This window comes from Paenibacillus sp. FSL W7-1287 (assembly GCF_038004245.1).
In the GTDB taxonomy this organism is placed as follows: Bacteria; Bacillota; Bacilli; order Paenibacillales; family Paenibacillaceae; genus Pristimantibacillus; species Pristimantibacillus camelliae.
This window is the reverse complement of the sequence record NZ_JBBORD010000001.1, coordinates 2,026,277-2,044,107: the sequence shown is the minus strand read 5'-3', so window position 1 is coordinate 2,044,107 and position 17,831 is coordinate 2,026,277. Positions and strand designations below refer to the sequence as shown.

At 41.3% G+C, this 17,831-nt stretch carries 21 protein-coding genes; 2 read left to right on the top strand and 19 right to left on the bottom strand.

Annotated features, from left to right (window positions below):
• Positions 1–183 precede the first annotated feature (183 nt).
• The 17 genes from NSQ99_RS09255 to NSQ99_RS09175 all read right to left on the bottom strand — a co-directional run bounded on the left by NSQ99_RS09255 (position 184) and on the right by NSQ99_RS09175 (position 12,686).
• Entirely contained in the window at positions 184–456 is a 273-nt protein-coding gene (locus tag NSQ99_RS09255; RefSeq protein WP_251666606.1) for a stage VI sporulation protein F, read from the bottom strand.
• A 79-nt stretch (positions 457–535) separates the two neighbouring features.
• On the bottom strand, positions 536–1,561 hold the full coding sequence (locus NSQ99_RS09250; RefSeq protein ID WP_340836287.1) for an NAD(P)H-dependent glycerol-3-phosphate dehydrogenase: 1,026 nt from the start codon (positions 1,559–1,561) through the stop codon (positions 536–538).
• Positions 1,562–1,563: 2 nt separating this feature from the next.
• Positions 1,564–2,184 (bottom strand): glycerol-3-phosphate 1-O-acyltransferase PlsY, encoded by a 621-nt coding sequence (gene plsY, locus NSQ99_RS09245; protein ID WP_251666788.1) that lies wholly within the window; start codon positions 2,182–2,184, stop codon positions 1,564–1,566.
• Positions 2,185–2,192: 8 nt separating this feature from the next.
• Positions 2,193–3,515, bottom strand: a complete 1,323-nt coding sequence (gene der / locus NSQ99_RS09240) for a ribosome biogenesis GTPase Der (RefSeq protein WP_251666789.1) — start codon at positions 3,513–3,515, stop codon at positions 2,193–2,195.
• 63 nt (positions 3,516–3,578) lie between these two features.
• The gene (locus tag NSQ99_RS09235; RefSeq protein ID WP_340836286.1) at positions 3,579–4,211 is read right to left on the bottom strand and encodes a hypothetical protein; all 633 of its coding nucleotides are present in this window, start codon (positions 4,209–4,211) and stop codon (positions 3,579–3,581) included.
• Between the two features lie 115 nt (positions 4,212–4,326).
• Positions 4,327–5,544, bottom strand: a complete 1,218-nt coding sequence (gene rpsA, locus NSQ99_RS09230; RefSeq protein WP_340836285.1) for a 30S ribosomal protein S1 — start codon at positions 5,542–5,544, stop codon at positions 4,327–4,329.
• Positions 5,545–5,617: 73 nt separating this feature from the next.
• On the bottom strand, positions 5,618–6,211 hold the full coding sequence (locus NSQ99_RS09225; protein WP_251666610.1) for a lysophospholipid acyltransferase family protein: 594 nt from the start codon (positions 6,209–6,211) through the stop codon (positions 5,618–5,620).
• Positions 6,212–6,907 carry a (d)CMP kinase gene (gene cmk, locus NSQ99_RS09220; RefSeq protein WP_340836284.1) on the bottom strand — a complete coding sequence of 232 codons (696 nt, stop codon included), beginning with the start codon at positions 6,905–6,907 and terminating at the stop codon, positions 6,212–6,214.
• 100 nt (positions 6,908–7,007) lie between these two features.
• Positions 7,008–7,187: a hypothetical protein gene (locus NSQ99_RS09215; RefSeq protein WP_251666612.1), complete on the bottom strand. Its 180-nt coding sequence runs from the start codon at positions 7,185–7,187 to the stop codon at positions 7,008–7,010.
• A gap of 61 nt (positions 7,188–7,248) precedes the next feature.
• The gene (locus tag NSQ99_RS09210; RefSeq protein ID WP_251666613.1) at positions 7,249–7,911 is read right to left on the bottom strand and encodes a flagellar brake protein; all 663 of its coding nucleotides are present in this window, start codon (positions 7,909–7,911) and stop codon (positions 7,249–7,251) included.
• 63 nt (positions 7,912–7,974) lie between these two features.
• On the bottom strand, positions 7,975–9,303 hold the full coding sequence (gene ypeB / locus NSQ99_RS09205; protein ID WP_340836283.1) for a germination protein YpeB: 1,329 nt from the start codon (positions 9,301–9,303) through the stop codon (positions 7,975–7,977).
• Positions 9,304–9,398: 95 nt separating this feature from the next.
• Positions 9,399–9,551 (bottom strand): hypothetical protein, encoded by a 153-nt coding sequence (locus NSQ99_RS09200; protein WP_340836282.1) that lies wholly within the window; start codon positions 9,549–9,551, stop codon positions 9,399–9,401.
• A gap of 48 nt (positions 9,552–9,599) precedes the next feature.
• Positions 9,600–10,295, bottom strand: coding sequence for a glutamic-type intramembrane protease PrsW (prsW, locus tag NSQ99_RS09195; protein ID WP_340836281.1), 696 nt, complete (start codon positions 10,293–10,295; stop codon positions 9,600–9,602).
• Positions 10,296–10,434: 139 nt separating this feature from the next.
• Positions 10,435–11,049 (bottom strand): genetic competence negative regulator, encoded by a 615-nt coding sequence (locus NSQ99_RS09190; protein ID WP_340836280.1) that lies wholly within the window; start codon positions 11,047–11,049, stop codon positions 10,435–10,437.
• Between the two features lie 353 nt (positions 11,050–11,402).
• Positions 11,403–11,735 carry a hypothetical protein gene (locus NSQ99_RS09185; RefSeq protein WP_340836279.1) on the bottom strand — a complete coding sequence of 111 codons (333 nt, stop codon included), beginning with the start codon at positions 11,733–11,735 and terminating at the stop codon, positions 11,403–11,405.
• 99 nt (positions 11,736–11,834) lie between these two features.
• Positions 11,835–12,080, bottom strand: a complete 246-nt coding sequence (locus NSQ99_RS09180; protein ID WP_251666619.1) for a hypothetical protein — start codon at positions 12,078–12,080, stop codon at positions 11,835–11,837.
• A gap of 3 nt (positions 12,081–12,083) precedes the next feature.
• Positions 12,084–12,686 (bottom strand): CPBP family intramembrane glutamic endopeptidase, encoded by a 603-nt coding sequence (locus NSQ99_RS09175; protein ID WP_251666620.1) that lies wholly within the window; start codon positions 12,684–12,686, stop codon positions 12,084–12,086.
• 60 nt (positions 12,687–12,746) lie between these two features.
• On the opposite strand from NSQ99_RS09175, the gene NSQ99_RS09170 reads away from it, so the two are divergent.
• Together NSQ99_RS09170 and serA are read left to right on the top strand one after the other, a co-directional pair.
• Complete coding sequence (locus NSQ99_RS09170; RefSeq protein ID WP_251666621.1) at positions 12,747–13,661, top strand: hypothetical protein; 915 nt, start codon at positions 12,747–12,749, stop codon at positions 13,659–13,661.
• A gap of 215 nt (positions 13,662–13,876) precedes the next feature.
• The gene (gene serA, locus NSQ99_RS09165; RefSeq protein ID WP_251666622.1) at positions 13,877–15,466 is read left to right on the top strand and encodes a phosphoglycerate dehydrogenase; all 1,590 of its coding nucleotides are present in this window, start codon (positions 13,877–13,879) and stop codon (positions 15,464–15,466) included.
• Between the two features lie 148 nt (positions 15,467–15,614).
• Here serA and NSQ99_RS09160 read toward each other — a convergent pair whose 3' ends face one another.
• Both NSQ99_RS09160 and NSQ99_RS09155 read right to left on the bottom strand, forming a co-directional pair.
• Entirely contained in the window at positions 15,615–17,078 is a 1,464-nt protein-coding gene (locus NSQ99_RS09160) for a HAMP domain-containing sensor histidine kinase (RefSeq protein WP_251666623.1), read from the bottom strand.
• Positions 17,079–17,795 (bottom strand): response regulator transcription factor, encoded by a 717-nt coding sequence (locus tag NSQ99_RS09155; RefSeq protein ID WP_251666624.1) that lies wholly within the window; start codon positions 17,793–17,795, stop codon positions 17,079–17,081. It lies immediately after the preceding gene.
• Positions 17,796–17,831: the final 36 nt, after the last annotated feature.

Here is a 17,831-nt window from a genome sequence, read left to right as displayed (position 1 = left end):
AGCGTTTTTTAGGCAAATCTTCGTAGAGATAACCTCACTATTACTCCTCTGGGGTGTCTTTGGGGCTACTCCGGCGATGTGCACCTCACCATCTACTTCGCCGCACAACAAAAACAAACAAGCGCTGAGGAAGCTTATCCTCACCGCTTGTTATGATTATTTCATATCATATTGTTACTGGACTTATTTCATCATTATCTTCATTAGCGATTCAAGGTTGGAGGTTTTCACTCCACTTGATTGGATCGTATGAGCAATCTCATTGATCTTCGCATCTGTCAGCTTAATATTCGCCATCGTGGCTACACGTTTAATTAGCTTTCTTAGCTCAACGTCGTTCTCTAGCGTGTCGGGTTGTACGGTGCTGGCCACTTTGCTTACTGATGTCGTTGAAATATTTTTTCCTGTTTTCCGTTTAATCGCGCCTAGCACATCTTTCGATAAATCCTTTGACATATTCTTACCTCCTCCACTTCGCACATTTCTGTACATCATATGTGGAGATAAGCTATCTGGTTACGAAAAATACTTTGGCCTACGAATTCATCTCGTTCGTTTTCATCCGTCCCATTAATGCTTCAATAGAACGATCGATTGGCTGGTCACTAAACAACACCTCATACAATTGCTCCGTAATCGGCATCTCTATGTCGTATTTCTTTGCAAGATGGTAAGCGGCCCGTGTCGTTTTAACCCCTTCCACGACCATACCCATTCGCTCCAGTACAACTTGAAGTGGTGTACCATCGGCAAGCATATATCCTGCACGCCAGTTACGGCTATGCTGACTTGTAGCTGTGACGACAAGATCTCCGACTCCTGCTAATCCTATAAAGGTCAGTGGGTTTGCACCCATTGCTACGCCGAGGCGTGAAATTTCAGCAAGCCCTCTCGTAAGCAATGCTGCCTTGGCGTTGTCGCCAAGCTGCAAGCCATTCACAAGCCCAGCAGCTAGCGCAATAATATTTTTTAGCGCCCCTGCCACTTCGATCCCTACGACGTCTGTATTCGTGTATACGCGGAATGAAGAATTCATAAACGCCTCTTGAGCTTTCTCAGCGATCTCATCCTTCTCCGATGCTACCACCACCGTCGTAGGCAGCTTTAGAATGACCTCCTCAGCATGTGAAGGGCCTGAGATGACTGCTATTTCGTCCTGTGGACGACCTAGCTCCTCGGCTAACACAACAGACATACGCTTCAAAGTCTCAGGCTCGAAGCCCTTCGTTGCATGAACGATAATACTCGATGGATCAATAAAAGGAGCAGCAGCCTCTGCCACTGAGCGCATCGCACTTGATGGCGCAACAAATAGTGTGATGCTAGCGCCCTCTAATGCTTGTCTCATATCCGTTGTTGCAGTGATGTTGGGTGGAAGCACTCGATTGGGCAAATATTTTTCATTATGATGCTGCGTAGTGATCTCTTTCGCTTGAGCCTCCGTACGCGTCCACATTGTCACTTCGAATTGATTACACGCTAGTACATAAGCAAGTGCTGTTCCCCAGCTCCCTGCTACAAGTACAGCTGCCTTCTTGTTTAATGTAGATTCAGTGCCCATAATTAAGCCCCTTTCTTGCTGCCTAGCTTATTCTCTGTCCCATTCCACAGCTTAACGATGTTTGAGCGATGACGTATAAAGGCGAAAATACAAATAATAACAGTACCGATCACATTAGCCCAGCTATATTGGGTACCACCTTGTGTAAAATGGAAAATGGTAACGAAAATCGGTGTTAAAAACGTAAATATTAAAGATCCTAATGATACGTATCGCGTAATAAAAATACTTGCAATCGCAATAATACCAGCGATTAAGGCAGGAATAAAAACAAGAACGGACAATACGCCAATCGCTGTTGCTATTCCTTTTCCACCTTTGAATTTAAACCAAATCGGCCAGTTATGGCCTACAATGGCCGCTAAGCCACATGCAACAGGAAGCCATTCAAGGTCTGATAAGGCGCGTGCAAGCACAACGCCTCCCATTCCTTTCAGCAAATCCAATGCAAGCACTGCAATAGCTGGACCAATTCCTAGTACACGCAGAGTGTTCGTGGCACCAGCATTACCACTACCGTGATTCCGTATATCAATGCCTTTAAACAGTTTCGCAATAACGATACTAAAGGTAATTGAACCTACCAAGTAACTTATGACTATCGCTACAAATGGTAACAATATGCTCTCCCCTAATCCTGATCAGATTTTTTTCGAGAATAGATGCGTACAGGTGTGCCTTCGAAGTCGAACGCTGCTCGAATTTTATTTTCCAAATAACGTTCATAGGAGAAATGCATCAATTCTGGATCATTTACAAAGCAAATAATGGTTGGAGGCTTTGTCGCCACCTGTGTAACATAATTAATACGCAATCGTTTACCTTTATCTGTTGGCGCAGGATTAATGGCTACAGCATCAGACACGACCTCATTTAACAAATGAGTCGGAATGCGTAAGGCATGCTGCTCAGATACATGATTGATGACTGGGATCAGTTTATGTAATCTTAGCTTTGTTTTAGCAGATAGGAATACGATCGGAGCATAAGTCATAAATAAAAATTGCTCACGAATGCTCGTTGAAAAATTCTGCATCGTTTTATCGTCTTTTTCAACAACATCCCATTTATTTACGACGAAGATTGAAGCTTTTCCAGCTTCATGAGCATAGCCCGCAATGTGCTTATCTTGCTCGATGATCCCTTCTTCACCATTAATAAGAACAAGCACGACATCCGCACGCTCAATTGCTTTCATAGCACGCATGACGCTGTATTTCTCTGTCGTTTCATATACTTTTCCGCGTTTTCTCATACCAGCGGTATCAATCAACACATACTTTTGTCCATCAACCTCAAATGGTGTGTCGATTGCATCACGAGTTGTTCCTGCAATGTTACTAACGATTACGCGGTCTTCTCCAAGCAGAGCATTAACTAACGATGATTTCCCAACGTTCGGTCTACCGATTAAGGCAACCTTAATGACATCATCATCATATTCCTCTTCTTTTGGTGCTGGTAATAGTGCAGTAGCAGCTTCTAATAAATCACCTATTCCAAGACCATGAGCGCCAGATATTGCAATCGGGTCACCGAAACCAAGTGCATAAAACTCATAAACCTCTTCCTGTCTATTTTCATTGTCCACCTTATTAACGGCCAATACGACAGGCTTTTTTGAACGATATAGCATTTGCGCTACTTCATCATCTGCGTGCGCAATCCCTACCTTCGCATCAACCATAAAAATAATAACATCAGCTTCTGCTATAGCGAGCTCAGCTTGCATTTTTACCGAGCGCATGATTTCATCATCGCCATCAATTTCAATTCCGCCTGTATCTATTATGCTGAATGGTATTCCGTTCCATTCCGCAGTTCCATATAAACGGTCTCTTGTTACCCCCGGTTTGTCCTCAACTATGGCAAGGCGATCACCAATAATGCGGTTGAAAATCGTAGATTTCCCGACATTTGGTCGACCGACAATTGCAATTACGGGTCTAGCCATATGGATGTCCACTCCTCTAATCATACTTTCGTACTCCATCATAGCAAAAAAGTGTTCGATTGGCTAACTTTTCATCTTTTTTCCTAATGATTGCACGACAGTTAACATTAATCTTCCTACTATCGTCCATACTGATTTGATCACAACTGTACATAACATGGATAATGAAACGTAATCCCACCAAAGCAAGCTACCTAGTGTTCCATTGTATTCTCCACGCTGCTGCCACATAAGCAAAGGCTCCGCGAGCGTCGCTCCCCAGAAGAGAATTAGCGCATAGGTAGAGTAGTGAAGCTGCAATAGCACAAGGAGCATCCCACTTACGAATGCAATATTAACTAATGTAATATTCGCACCAGCCCAAGGTGATATGGCCGTAAATGCTCGCAGCATCGTTAATGATAAGGCAAGCACCATCGTATAAAGCGCGACCAGCTTTAGCTCAATTCTAGTATTCAATATTAGAGCGATGAGCTGCAGCAAGCTAATCACAATAAACGAGGATGAAATAGTAAGCACACTATTGCTTATAAAAACATCAAAGCTCCAATTTATTAATTCTCCGATCCAAATGAGTATAACAATCGGTATAAGAATGACTAGCTTAATATGCCTTTCGATCCAGCGTTTCCAGCCTGTTGCAATCATAATTATGAGCATAACACAGCATAATGCAGTCCAATATCCTTCAACCATTGTGATCACCCCTACATAATATGCACGGTTCGAAGCACAATTATTGCTAAAGCAGCAAAAAGCCCCAACCTGGTCTTCATAAACCAGGCTGAGGCTTCATCACATTAACATTCGCTTACTTAAATTGGCTTAGCTTATCTCCAAAGCGTTCTGCCAAGGAGTAGCTCATATTGTTACCGTTTAAGCTTACATCAGGATTGTTGATTTCCTTCATATCAGGCACTGGATGATCAGTTTCCTCATGAGCTGGAGCCTCTTGTGTTGCTTTAATGCTTAGGCTCACGCGCTTATCAGCTGGATTAAATTCAAGAATTTTCACTTGAACCTCTTGTCCTTCTTTCACTACCTCATATGGGGAATTAACATGACGATGAGCTAGCTGGGAAATGTGCACGAGACCTTCAACACCTGGTGTAATTTCTACAAATGCACCGAAAGTAGTCACTCGTTTCACTTTGCCGTCAACAACGTCATCAACATTGAATTGTGTTGCTGCTGTTTCCCATGGACCAGGCTGAGCTGCTTTAATAGAAAGGCTAATTTTTCCTTTTTCAGCTTCTACCTTCAGTACCTTCACCGTTACCTCTTGACCAACAGATACGACCTCTGCTGGATCTTTTACATGCTCCCATGCAAGCTCAGAAACATGAACTAAGCCGTCTACACCACCAAGATCAACAAAAGCTCCGAATGGCGCAATGCGTTGAACAGTAGCTGTTAGCTCTTGCCCAACCTGCAATGATGCAAGCTTGGCTGCTTTTTCTTTTTCATACTCAGCTTCAAGCACATCTTTTTGAGATAGAATAACTTTATTGTTTTCGCGATCAATTTCCTTAACGATGACGCGAAGTGTACGACCTTTGTAATCACTGAAATCTTCAACGAAATGACGTTCAACCATCGAAGCTGGAATAAATGCGCGTACGCCAACGTCAGCAACAAGGCCGCCTTTTACTACATCAGCAACGACAACTTCAAATACATCACCTTGCTCAAAATGCTTTTCAATGTCATCCCAGCCTTTTTCGTTGTCAACAAGACGTTTGGATAGCGTCATTGTTTCCTTGCTGTCGTTAATGGAAAGAACTTTAAGCTCAACTTCTTCGCCCACCTTAACAACATCAGCTGCTTGTTCTACAGGAACGGATGATAGTTCACGCAGTGGAATGATTCCATCATATTTATAACCAACGCTTACATAAGCTACGTTATCTTCAATTTTAACAATTGTACCCTTCACAGTGTCGCCTTTTTTCAACGACACCATTTCATCTAATGCTGCTTGATTCGATTCCTCAACTACAGAATCTTGAACTTTAGTTTCTTCAGACATGTATATAACCTCCTCAATTCATAAACCTTATTAATATTTAAAGCTCAATACAGAAAGGTATTCAGCAATAAAACTATTTAACTGATGCTTTTAACTTATGAATTTGGTTCATAATTTCTCCTGTAACTGCTTCATAAATGTCCTGTCCTTCACTGGCCGTAACGGCTTCAATGTCAACAGGCTTGCCGTACACGATAAGAGTACGACGAAACAGCTTGTAGTTTCCTACAATTGCGACAGGAACAACAACCGCTTTACTGCGTAGAGCAATCATGGCAGTTCCCTTTTTAGCTCCAAGCGACGCGTTGGGATCATCTGTTTTCTGACGAGTTCCTTCAGGGAAAATCCCCATTACCTTACCTGATTTCAGTATATTGATGGATGACTTAATCGCATCAATGCTTACTCCACCACGCTTTACAGGGTACGCTCCAAAGGATTTAATTAGCGGACCAAGCAAAGGGATTTTGAATAACTCTTCTTTCGCCATGAAATGAACTTTGCGCTCAATGAGCACACCAACAGCTGGCGGGTCTAGTAGACTTATATGATTAGAGGCAATAATTACTGCCCCTTCTGCTGGAATATTCTCAGTCCCCGTAGCTTTAATTCGGAATAACACTCGATAAATAAATCGTAAAATAGCTCTGAATATCGTATAGGACATTTATTCACTTACCCCCATAAGCTTTGTATTACCAAGCTTTACAATGAAGGCTACCACTTCATCAATGGACATATCACTGCTATCAAGCAGCAGTGCATCCTCGGCTTGAATTAACGGGGCAATATCTCTCGTTTCATCGAGTCTATCCCTTGCAGCAATTTCAGCTTCAAGCTGTTCAAGCGGAATGTAATTGCTCTCTGTTAACTCACGATAACGTCGTAAGGCACGTTCCTCAACCGAAGCAGTTAAGAAAATTTTCAGCTCAGCATCAGGCAGTACATGTGTGCCAATGTCACGTCCATCCATTACGATGCCTTTATGCTTAGCGAGCAAGCGCTGCATATCGCCGAGTTTTTTTCGCACATGCTCATCAGAGGCATAATGAGATACCTGAGCAGTTACCTCTCTAGATCGAATCAGCTCTGTAACGTCTTCATTATGTAGCAGGATTTTTTGTCCTTCTGGTGTTGGTACTAGCTTTAGATCTATCGCTTCTACTAAAGCTTGCAGCTCAGACGCTTGCGATGGCTTTATGCCATTGCGTAAAGCGTGCAAGGCAACGGCACGATACATTGCCCCTGTGTCCACATAAACATAGTTCAATGCTGCGGCTACTTTACGAGCAACTGTACTTTTGCCAGCCCCAGCAGGACCATCGATCGCTATATTAATGCGATCAATAGAAGTTAATGTCATAGCTATGGGCAACTCCCTTCAAGATGAGGCCAAACAAAAAGCAGGCCACGCCTGCAATTATCGATTAATATTGTACCATAGTTCTAATTTTGTTGCAAAACTACGGCTCGAGCAGCCGCCTTCCTTCCCAGCGCTCAGTCGGAACGAGAACATCACGTACAATGTCAAATTGCATAAAAAACTGAGTAATAAATATAACAAGCAAGCAGATCAGAACGACCATTATCGCTCGCTTACAGTAGTGGTCGATCCATTTCGTATAGTGACGCCAAGGCTTCATGGGATCCTCCTTTTTGGATGATATCATTATCCTTACCGCCTATACTCCAAATATTCACATATTAACGATCACGGAACTGAATTTGCTTCTCGAATAAAAATCGAATGACGCGCTGACGTTCTTGCTCGGCAATTTCATCAAATTTAACCATAATAATTTTGCGACCAGTTTCTAGTTCCTTTTCTCGCAGCACCTCTGCTTCAAAACAGCTGTGCTCAATCGTTCCGTTACGGTGTGGCAGAAGCAACCAACAGCTAAGCTTCTCACCAGGTTCGAATGATTGATTACGATTAATCATAAAGGAAACACCGCCGCCACCGATATCATCGGTTTTGAATACGAATCGCTGACCTTGTTTATTTTTTACTGCTATATCCACCTCAATATCAATCCGGAAAAAATTACGGCGTTGGACCGAGGTCATCGCATCTTCTGAAGGTCTCGCGATCTCATAGAAAATCAGCTCACCTTCTGCGGCCTCTCTAACCTTCGTTACATAGGTTTCGAAAAAATGCTTTACTCCTGTATTGGTTATAAATGAGGCACTTAGCACATCCCCGGCTTGAAGGCGCTTCATGCGTCCGTTTTTCGTATTAATAGGTAGTTCAATCACAAGCACCTGCTCATTCTCATCTGCTACCCTAGTTTTATATTCTACAGGTTCTTTTGTTAATTCTTCTTTAAGCTGAAATATAATAACCTGACTAACCTTTGGCACGATCACAAAAACTCCTCCCTCCGTAAGGGATATTATACCACTTACGTACTAGAGGAGCTATATTAACTTTTAGCTAGATACCGCCTGATCACTGCGACTCATTTTTTCTATTTTCTCTTCAATACCTGTTTCAGCATTGATATAGATACGATAAAGCTGATCATTAATATTGCCAGTAAATTCGTAGCATAATACCTCTTCTCCCAATTCTCCGTCTATTATCGCTAATCGTTGGTCTTTGATCGAAAAATCAGGATTCAAAGCAGTTATGGCTTGATTTAGAGATATGCTTGGTTTATTCATTTGGCGATCACGGTGATGCGCTGCATAATCAGCAGCGTGAAAACCGATGACTTCGCCATCATCTAACGCTACCTTTACTGTTATTTTATCTGGATATACGAGCGTATCGTCTTGCATTTCATATACATAGGTGAAGGTACCGGTATTATAATATTCATCATAGCTTACCGCCTCCATATCATCATAGCCATGCTTCTCAATGAAGCTTTCTGCTTTTTCCTCAGCCTGATCCAGCGTTAGCGTCGCTTCAGAGACATCTCGATAATGTGCATACATAACAAGCTTACCGCCCTTTGCTGCAATACTCACCTTCTTGTCTCCATCAGCATCATCCTTTACTGAAGCCATATACGTAGGGAAATCACTATCCTTACCATTCTCTTTAATTTCTATGTTTGAAACATCTGTATCCATAAACTTAGCAGCGATTTTCATTGCTTCCTCTGCAGTAATAGGCTTACCGCTAAGCAGTTTAACACGCTTATCCGTATACATACTGTTAACTGCAGGTCCCCACTCTACTTCGCCATACTGAGTCGACTGATCGTTGACGTGACGCAAGCTGCTTACGACAGGGTTAGATGTTCCGCTTTCGTTAGCTGATAATGCAACCTCAACATCCATCCAACGCAGGCTGCTGCTCATAATATTATTTTGAAGCTCACTAAGTTGAGATGAGATTTGATGTGAGCTGTTATAAAGTGATTTTAATGTTTTAAATTCCTCACCGCTAAGCGGTTGTTTACCTAAGTCGCGCACCGATGTTTTATAAGCAAAGTTGGAAACGCGTGACAAGAAGTTTTCAGTATCAGCAAATGGAAGGTAGCTTAGTGGAAGCTGACTAATCGCATGCTGAGCCTCACTTGTTATTCGCCAGACATTAACAAGCCCCTTACGTTGAAAATCTTTAGATGCGGAATTCACGGCAAGCGTATTTCCAAGTTCATCGTTAAGCTTATGAACATAATATGTTAAGTCACCGAAAGCACGTTGGTAACTATTCTCCGCCTTAAGCAGCACATTGTTTTTCTCTTGGTGTTCCTGATAACCCCAATACATCGCACCGATAAAAAGCACAGTCATTATCGGAAACATTATCATACTTAGACGTCTGTACATACAAAAAGCTCCCTTCAAGTTCCAATCTAATCTTAGTTTGGATCGTTAAAGGAAGCTTTATACATCAAACATTACATAGGATGTTCCTCGATTTCTAGATCATCCACATTATCACAAATACACATTTTGAAACCTGTTTCATAGATTCCCTTATCTCTTCGGCCACGCAAAATATATTTTTCCCCGCATATCCTGCAGCGAATGACAACTTTCACTCGCGTCATGCCAACCCTCCTAATACAATTCTTATTGCATTAGTATGGACCGGAATACTATAAATTAACCTCATCTTTCGGACGAACATATCGAAAAGGAGATTTTACATGAGCAGATTTCATTTTAGATAGACCAAATAACCATAGCAAAGCCATGAAAGGTATAATGGCGATTAGCCAATCGTTCTCTCTCCATACAATAATCCAATCATAAAGTCCATGAAGGATGATCGGCAGCAATAACGATAGTATTAAATGAAGGTTACGCCTTTTTGAATTAGAGAATTTGGCCCTTCCTAAATAATATCCCATAACAATACCAAACAGCATATGACCAGATACAGGTAGCATTGCCCGCATGAGCATCGCACTTAAGTCTGCTGGCATAAATATGGAATACAACAAATTCTCTGTAGTAGCAAACCCTAAAGAAATCGCTCCTGCGTATAAAATACCATCATACGGCTCATCAAACTCAACATGATTATAGATGAGATGGAATAACACAAACCACTTAATAAACTCCTCAACACTGGAGGATTGAATAAAAGCCATAACAAAGCTGCTGTCACCAAGCCATATCTCTACTCCACGCTGTAATACCATTATAGGAATGACAAGCAAAATGCCGACTAAGAAAACTTTTAGTACCATATGGATTGGCTCTGCCTCGTATTTATCCTTAAGGTATAGAAAGGTCAGCAAGGATAAGCCTGGCGCCAATGCAGCTGTAATTATGGAAAAAATGACCATTCGTTTTCCTGCTTTCCCTGCGCACAACGTATCGTGCAACATTTAAATATAATCTAATGGTTATATTATAACGAAGATTTAAACAAAAAAGAACATTGACTTTTTGCCGTCAATGTTCTTTCCTCCTGTGTACGTATATTTACTGAAAGTGAGTACAAATTTGCGTAACTGCATCATCAGCCATAATGATCTTTCCGTATTCCTCTAGCATGGCATAGGTCACGGATGTTGCATCACCATATTCGGCTAATACTGCAAGCACCGAGTTAAACGTTGATGATTCTATATCTGATGGTTCAATGGACAAGATCCATTTATTGTTATAAGAATATAAGGTTCCGCCCTCGGTGAGCTGCGATGCCTTTAAACTTTTACATACCGAGATGACATGTTCAAAATCATTGAACGAATACATGATGATATCGCTATGCTCCATCGTTACATCCAGATCATAAATATCATCTTCTAGCTCGTCGTCCTCACCAAATCCGTCTACAGTATCGCCTCCACGTTTACCACGTGTAACAACTACAAACATCCCCTGTGCAGGCATTGCGTATACTTCCACAGCTAGAGGTCTGCCACTTGCTTCAAAGCCGAGCTCATTATAAGCCTGCTCCATAAGTTCCATAAAAAGATCATGAAGCTTTGGAGGCTCACGTAACATGTCTTCCTTTTGGATACCCCGCTCCAACAAATCGTCGTAAGTCAGGAAAATCCTAATCTTGTCCTGACCCAATCTTTCGATCTTCATGACAGGATCCTCCTTTGCAGCATCTGACTATAGCTTATGTATTTCAAATTAGATTGTGACCAATTCTACATACAATAGCCTTATGTTTACTTTAACATGTCTTTCTCTTTATTGCACTACTTTAGCAAAAATTAAGTCATTCATTAAGTAGTCCATACGAAGTTGTAGCGAAATCGTTTCATAAATTATGTAGTACTAAGTTTTTTTGCTGATAATTATTATTTTTATGCGTAAATATACGCCTTAATGAGTACCTAAATAAACTTTAGCAATTTTCAAAATCTTTTACCTTCATATCATAAAGGGAGCTGGCTTACTAAGAAGCCAGCTCAGCTGAAGTTATCTTTAAAGAATTAGTGCTTAATGGATGAGGAATCACTTTTAATATCTTCGACTGTCGCTTGCAGCTCAGGATCGCTGTTAATAATTCCTTCAATCATCGACACATTCATTTGATGGTTTGCAGGAACATTAGATGTGCTGCCGGAGCTTTGCTTCTGTGCTTGACCTTGACCTGCTTGATTCGTTGCTTCACTTTTCGTAAACTTTGACATTGCCTTAGACATGACATTGCCCTTCATATCAGACATTGCAGTTTGTACGGCCTGTGCCATTCCTGATTTACGCTGCATAAGCATGACAGCTCCAACCATACCTAACATACTCCCTAGAAAAAAGCTGGTCATTCTCATCTTGAACACCTCTCTTTAATATGACTTCACATGTAGCTTGACCTGAATACAGTGGAGTCATACAAGTTAGGTTTAGGTAAAACAACCAAACAGCTACTGTGTTTCAGTTGTTGTTGGATAGTAGCTGCTGCCGTACCACAGAAGGAAAAGCACAAGCGCTACAAACAGCACAAATACAACATTATAATAAATTCTTGTCAGTTTACCTTTGCTCGAAGGGTATTTTTTGGAGCGAGGTGGAAGGGAATTTTCTTCCGCATCCTCGAAGTTATGAATAGCACGGCCAGTCTCATGGTGTTTAGCTCTGTTTGCTCGACTGAACTTTTGCTTTCTACTCATAAATTATGATTCCCTCCTATATTTGATCATTAGTCCCATTATAAAATCAAATAAGAAATGTGCAAACATCGGTGCCCAGATCGTGCCAGTTTTGATATAGATCCATCCTAAGGCATAGCTAATACAAAACACTAGCCCTGTTGGGATCCAATGTTTTAAATATCGAACATGTATAACTGCAAAAATAATACTTGTCCAATAAGGACCGATGGCATGCTGAATTGCTCCACGGAATAGAAGCTCCTCACAAAAACCAACAATTAGACAGATGACTGCAATGTGCCACACTGGACGGTTAGCGAATATTTTTTCATTGATTCCACCGTCATCTGCAAATTCATCAGGTACGAATCTTGACAGAAAAAAGTCTGCCGCTACCGCAGCTAGCGCTAATCCTCCCCCCCAAAATAGAACATCAACAATTTCGTCAGGTATCGACAAAAGTGAAAGTAAATTTTGGTGTTGAAAAAATACCCATATTAAGCCGATAATAAGAGTAAGTGCTTGGGTGAGATATAAATTAATAAGCAGCGTACGATCATCTAGCTCATCGATAGACACCTGCCGGAATTGAATTTTTCTGAATTTGAATTTATTTCTTTTCACCAAAACACTTCCTATTCTGCGTTAATTCTACAAATGAACATATCATAAAGGAGCAATAACATGGACAGAACCTTCAATCGCAATGCAATGATTTTTAGTACATTATTTTTAGTGATGCTTGTCGTCTCAGTAGCCGCATTTTTCTATGGGCTAAATATTGGAACTAAAAAAGTGGAGGCAAAATATGCACACTTAATAAGTCCTGAGTCCACAGCAAATGATTATGTGTATCAGCAGCAAGATCTTGTGTCATTCTACTTAACAGTATACGCACCTTATCGTGAATTCCAGCTATCATGGAATGATGCGCTGAAAAAAATCTCAAATAATGAAGTGAGCAATGTAGCTTCACTTTACAAGGAAATCGAAGGGCAAGCAAGTAAAAAAGCTGAAGAAGCTGCTAGCTTTAACTTACAGCACGCCGGTTTGCTCGGTCAAGCACAGCAAAGCTATATTCGTAGCTTAGATCAATTTGAAAAAGTAGCTGTCGTTCTTCAACGAAAAAATGCAGCAACCACGTATGAAGGTATTACAAACTCCCTTAAAAATAATGATGTATACCAAGCTGCCATATCGCAGGCATTAACTGGACAAGGACAGTTTTATGAAGCTATGGTACAATGGGGAATATCAATAGATCCGAACATTCCAAGTGAATATGACCGGAATGTTAGCCAAAAACTAACGGATTGGAGCAGTAAACCACTGTTAATTAAGAATGAAATCATTGCCAACTATTTACTTGATTCCAAGCAGTTTGTGGAATATTTGCCACATGACTTAGTAAGTAGCATCGATCAATTTATTACATCTGGACAAGCTGAGTCTATGAATCTTACTACAGTTGAGGGCATTATTTCTCTTCTAATGAATACTGCTGCTGTTCGTGCAGGAGACTATAATCTGCATCGTAACTCACTGTACACAGATGAATTTTTGCCACAAATTCCATTTTTCTATCCAAATGTGGACTAAATAAGAAATTAAATAAAAATTGTTGAATGTTAGTGAAATTTCGTCTTTTTGTTTATGCTAGAGATTGATTTAAATAGAGTACTTGCTATAGAATAGGAATTGACCGTTATGTTCGTTGATGAAACTCTCGCCCACATCCTTCATCGATGCGGCGAGAGTTTTTTAGTTTACATTATTTGCGAGCAGTCGCACACATTCAGGAGGTAGTTATCGTAATGTTTAAAGTTTTAGTTTCCGATCCGATCAGTGACCAAGGAATTCAACAGCTAGTCGATGCTGCAGACATTGTAGTAGACAAAAAACCAGGTCTCTCCGAAGATGAATTAGTAGCCATTATTGGTGAGTATGATGCTTTGCTTGTTCGTAGCCAGACGACAGTTACGGAGAAAATTTTAGAGGCTGGAAAGAAACTAAAGGTTGTTGGTCGTGCAGGTGTAGGCGTTGACAACATTAACCTTGAAGCTGCAACAAAGCTTGGCGTAATCGTTATTAACGCTCCAGACGGCAATACAATTACGACATGTGAACATACGTTTGCAATGATGATGGCGTTAGCTCGTCACATTCCGCAAGCATATAAGAAAACTACTGAAGGCGTTTGGGATCGCAAATCCTTCCTGGGCGTTGAGCTTCGCAATAAAACACTAGGCGTACTTGGTATGGGCCGTATCGGTAGTGAAGTTGCCAAGCGTGCAAAGGCATTTGGTATGAAAGTGCTTGGTTACGATCCTTTCCTAACTGAAGAACGTGCTCAGCAGCAAGGGATTACACTTGCATCTGTTGATGACATCGTGCGTAACGCTGATTTCATGACTGTTCATACCCCGCTTACTCCTGAGACAAAGCATATGATTGGTAAAGCACAATTCGAGGTAATGAAGCCTGGCATGCGTATTGTGAACTGCGCTCGCGGTGGAATTATTGATGAGGGCGCACTCGTTGAAGCAATCGATCAAGGAATTGTTGCAGGTGCTGCATTTGACGTATTCGAGGTAGAGCCCCCTGCTGCAGATCATCCATTCCTGAATCATCCGAATATTATCGTAACGCCGCATCTTGGCGCTTCCACTGTAGAAGCACAAGAAAACGTTGCGATTGATGTTTCCGAGCAGGTGCTTCACATTTTACGTGATGAGCCGTTTATGAATGCTGTAAACATGCCTCCAATTCCAGCAGAGGTTCGCAAAGTGCTTGAACCATACTTTGAGCTTGGAGAAAAGCTTGGTCATTTCATCGCTCAAAGCACTGAGGGTGCAATTGAAGAGATTACAGTAAGCTACTCTGGTGAATTATCTGAGGTTGATACACAGCCACTAACTCGTTATATCGTTCGCGGCGTACTAGCTCATCATCTTGGAAAAGACGCGGTCAACGTCGTCAACTCTATGCATATTGCTAAGCAACGCTCATTGAATATTGTGACGAATAAATCACGTGCAGCACATAACTTTACTAACCTGGTTACTGTTTCACTTCGTACGAACAAAGGTAACCGCTCTGCTTCAGGTACATTACTTGCTGGTTACGGAGCTCGTATCGTACAAATCGACAGCTACAACATTGACCTTACGCCAGAAGGACATTTCATCCTTATCTCACATAACGACAAGCCTGGTATCATCGGTCGCGTAGGTACACTACTTGGCAACAATGATGTAAACATCGCAACGATGCAGGTTGGTCGTCAAGATAAAGGCGGATCTGCTATTATGATGCTTCGTGTAGATAAAGGCACACCTAAGGAAGTACTAAAACAGCTATTAGATATGCCTGAGCTTATCAGTGCTAAAGAAGTTATTCTGTAGTTCATAAAGAAAACGCGCCAGAGACGCTGTAAGCGTCCTTGGCGCGTTTTTATGTTGTTCCACGACAAACAATAACTTTCCTCTTCTTCCGTCCTGTATCGACGTGTATGGACGTTTCTCGTTGAGGATTTATATCGAATCATTTACTTTATTGTATCTTTTCATGAATGGATATAGGCAACAGAATCGTAAATGTCGTTCCTTGCCCAACCGTGCTTTCTACCGCGATCTTTCCTTCATGCTGATCAATAATATTTTTAACGATAGCAAGACCTAAGCCAGTACCTGATCTGGAGCCGCGCTTTCTTGCTTTATCTGCTTTATAGAATCGTTCAAAAATGTATGGCAAATCTTCGGCAGGAATTCCTTGGCCTTCGTCTTTGAATTTAAGCTGGACGAATGAGTCATAGTTTAATGATACGACACTAGGAAGAATCATTACACGCTTTCCGGTGTCTGTATGCCTTAAAGCATTATCGATTAGGTTAGTAAATACCTGCTCTAAACGATCCTCATCTGCATGCTGCAGCACAAGCGACTCTTCTGATGGAATATATTCAAGCTCTATCCCTCTTTCCTTCGCATATACGAAAAACTTTCGAAAAACACGCAGCAGTATATGACTGACATCAACAATTTGATATTTCATATTGATATGACCAGCTTCCATGCGTGCCACATCGAGAAAATCATTCACCAGTCTTCCCATTCGAACGGATTCATCATGGATAACCTGCACAAGCTCTTGTCTTTCCTCAGGGGATACGACGATATCATCTATGAGTGCCTCACTATAGCCTTGCAGCATTTGCAAAGGTGTACGAATTTCATGAGAAATATTTGCAACGAAATCACGACGAATTTTATCTATTTTGTGTTCTTCTGTCACGTCACGAATAACAGCTACGACTCCTCGCATAATACCGTTAGATAGCAATGGTGTTAATACTACAGACCACATATAGCTTTGTACATGAACTTTATCTGTGCTGTCCTTGCCGTGATTGAGAACTTTGATATAGTTTTCTCGAATAGGCGCTGGAACCTTAGGATAATTTAAGCCTTCACTTAACACCCATTCATCTTCAATCGCCTGCCATTGGTTCAGTAGGATATGACCCTGCGGATTGGTAAGTATAACCTCTCCATTAGCATCGAACGTAATAACCGCATCTCGAATACTCCGAATTACGTTAGACAAATGATTACTCTCATGATTAAGGTCATGGATCAGCTTTTCAAGCTTTTCAGTCATCTCGTTAAACGTATCAGCTAACTGACCAATTTCATCAGACGATGAAATATTGACACGTGTAGAATAATTACCCTTTGATATTGAAACTGCTGCATCCTTAAGCTGCAGCAGAGGCTGCTGTAGCTTTGCTGATAAGAAAAATGCGAAAAAGGTTGATAATAAAAAACCTATAATCGCCGTAATGATGAACAGCAGCTTAATGTCATGTGCATCCTCAGCAAATGAAACATCAATATACTGCAGCAAAAATGCACCTAGTATCAATAATACGACAGCTACAAGCACAATAATCGTCACCCATAGCTTACCGATTACACTATGCCACAGTAGATTGAATATTTTACGCAGCCACCCCATTTACTTAGGCACCTCAAGCTTGTAGCCAACGCCCCAAACCGTTGTAATCATGCTAGCAGCCTCACTAGACACTTTATTCAGCTTTTCACGTAGACGTTTGACATGCGTATCTACTGTTCTTAAATCTCCAAAAAACTCATAGTTCCATACATCCTTTAGCAGCTCTTCACGAGAGAACACCTTATCTGGCGATATCGCTAAATAATGAAGCAGCTCGTACTCCTTAGGTGTTAAGCTAACCTCTTGTCCACCTGCTGTTACACGATGAGCATCATGCTCAATAATAAGGTGTGGGAACACAATACTGTTAGATGTATTCATTTCCTTTGTTAAAAAGGCTGTAGCAGATGAACGCCGCAAAATCGCTTTAACACGATAGATAACCTCACGAGGAGAAAATGGCTTTACAACATAATCGTCAGCACCTACTTCAAAGCCCTGCACACGATTCATCTCTTCTCCTTTCGCCGTTAACATAACGACAGGAGTAGCCTTAACCTGACGAAGTCTTGTGCATACCTCGATGCCATCGATTCCTGGAAGCATAACATCAAGTAAAATTAGCGCATAGTCTCGATTCATTGCTAATTGCAATGCGCTTTCGCCGTCCTCGGCTTCATCAATTTCATAGCCTTCCTTCTCAAGATACATCTTCAATAAGCGACGTATACGCTCCTCATCATCAACAACTAGAATACGATTAAAGTAATCAGCCATAGCAACAAGCACCCCTTTCAATTATTCAGCTTAACA

Coding starts and splice junctions, on each gene's coding strand:
- prsW (WP_340836281.1), bottom strand. CDS start 10,295: ATGGTCATTTTTTCCATAATTACAGCTGCATTGGCGCCAGGCTTATCC.
- NSQ99_RS09185 (WP_340836279.1), bottom strand. CDS start 11,735: ATGACCAGCTTTTTTCTAGGGAGTATGTTAGGTATGGTTGGAGCTGTC.
- der (WP_251666789.1), bottom strand. CDS start 3,515: ATGGCTAGACCCGTAATTGCAATTGTCGGTCGACCAAATGTCGGGAAA.
- NSQ99_RS09200 (WP_340836282.1), bottom strand. CDS start 9,551: ATGACGCGAGTGAAAGTTGTCATTCGCTGCAGGATATGCGGGGAAAAA.
- NSQ99_RS09225 (WP_251666610.1), bottom strand. CDS start 6,211: ATGTCCTATACGATATTCAGAGCTATTTTACGATTTATTTATCGAGTG.
- NSQ99_RS09250 (WP_340836287.1), bottom strand. CDS start 1,561: ATGGGCACTGAATCTACATTAAACAAGAAGGCAGCTGTACTTGTAGCA.
- NSQ99_RS09255 (WP_251666606.1), bottom strand. CDS start 456: ATGTCAAAGGATTTATCGAAAGATGTGCTAGGCGCGATTAAACGGAAA.
- serA (WP_251666622.1), top strand. CDS start 13,877: ATGTTTAAAGTTTTAGTTTCCGATCCGATCAGTGACCAAGGAATTCAA.
- NSQ99_RS09190 (WP_340836280.1), bottom strand. CDS start 11,049: ATGAAGATCGAAAGATTGGGTCAGGACAAGATTAGGATTTTCCTGACT.
- ypeB (WP_340836283.1), bottom strand. CDS start 9,303: ATGTTTCCGATAATGACTGTGCTTTTTATCGGTGCGATGTATTGGGGT.
- NSQ99_RS09170 (WP_251666621.1), top strand. CDS start 12,747: ATGGACAGAACCTTCAATCGCAATGCAATGATTTTTAGTACATTATTT.
- NSQ99_RS09235 (WP_340836286.1), bottom strand. CDS start 4,211: ATGGTTGAAGGATATTGGACTGCATTATGCTGTGTTATGCTCATAATT.
- NSQ99_RS09180 (WP_251666619.1), bottom strand. CDS start 12,080: ATGAGTAGAAAGCAAAAGTTCAGTCGAGCAAACAGAGCTAAACACCAT.
- cmk (WP_340836284.1), bottom strand. CDS start 6,907: ATGACATTAACTTCTATTGATCGCATTAATATAGCGATCGATGGTCCT.
- NSQ99_RS09215 (WP_251666612.1), bottom strand. CDS start 7,187: ATGAAGCCTTGGCGTCACTATACGAAATGGATCGACCACTACTGTAAG.
- NSQ99_RS09160 (WP_251666623.1), bottom strand. CDS start 17,078: ATGGGGTGGCTGCGTAAAATATTCAATCTACTGTGGCATAGTGTAATC.
- rpsA (WP_340836285.1), bottom strand. CDS start 5,544: ATGTCTGAAGAAACTAAAGTTCAAGATTCTGTAGTTGAGGAATCGAAT.
- NSQ99_RS09155 (WP_251666624.1), bottom strand. CDS start 17,795: ATGGCTGATTACTTTAATCGTATTCTAGTTGTTGATGATGAGGAGCGT.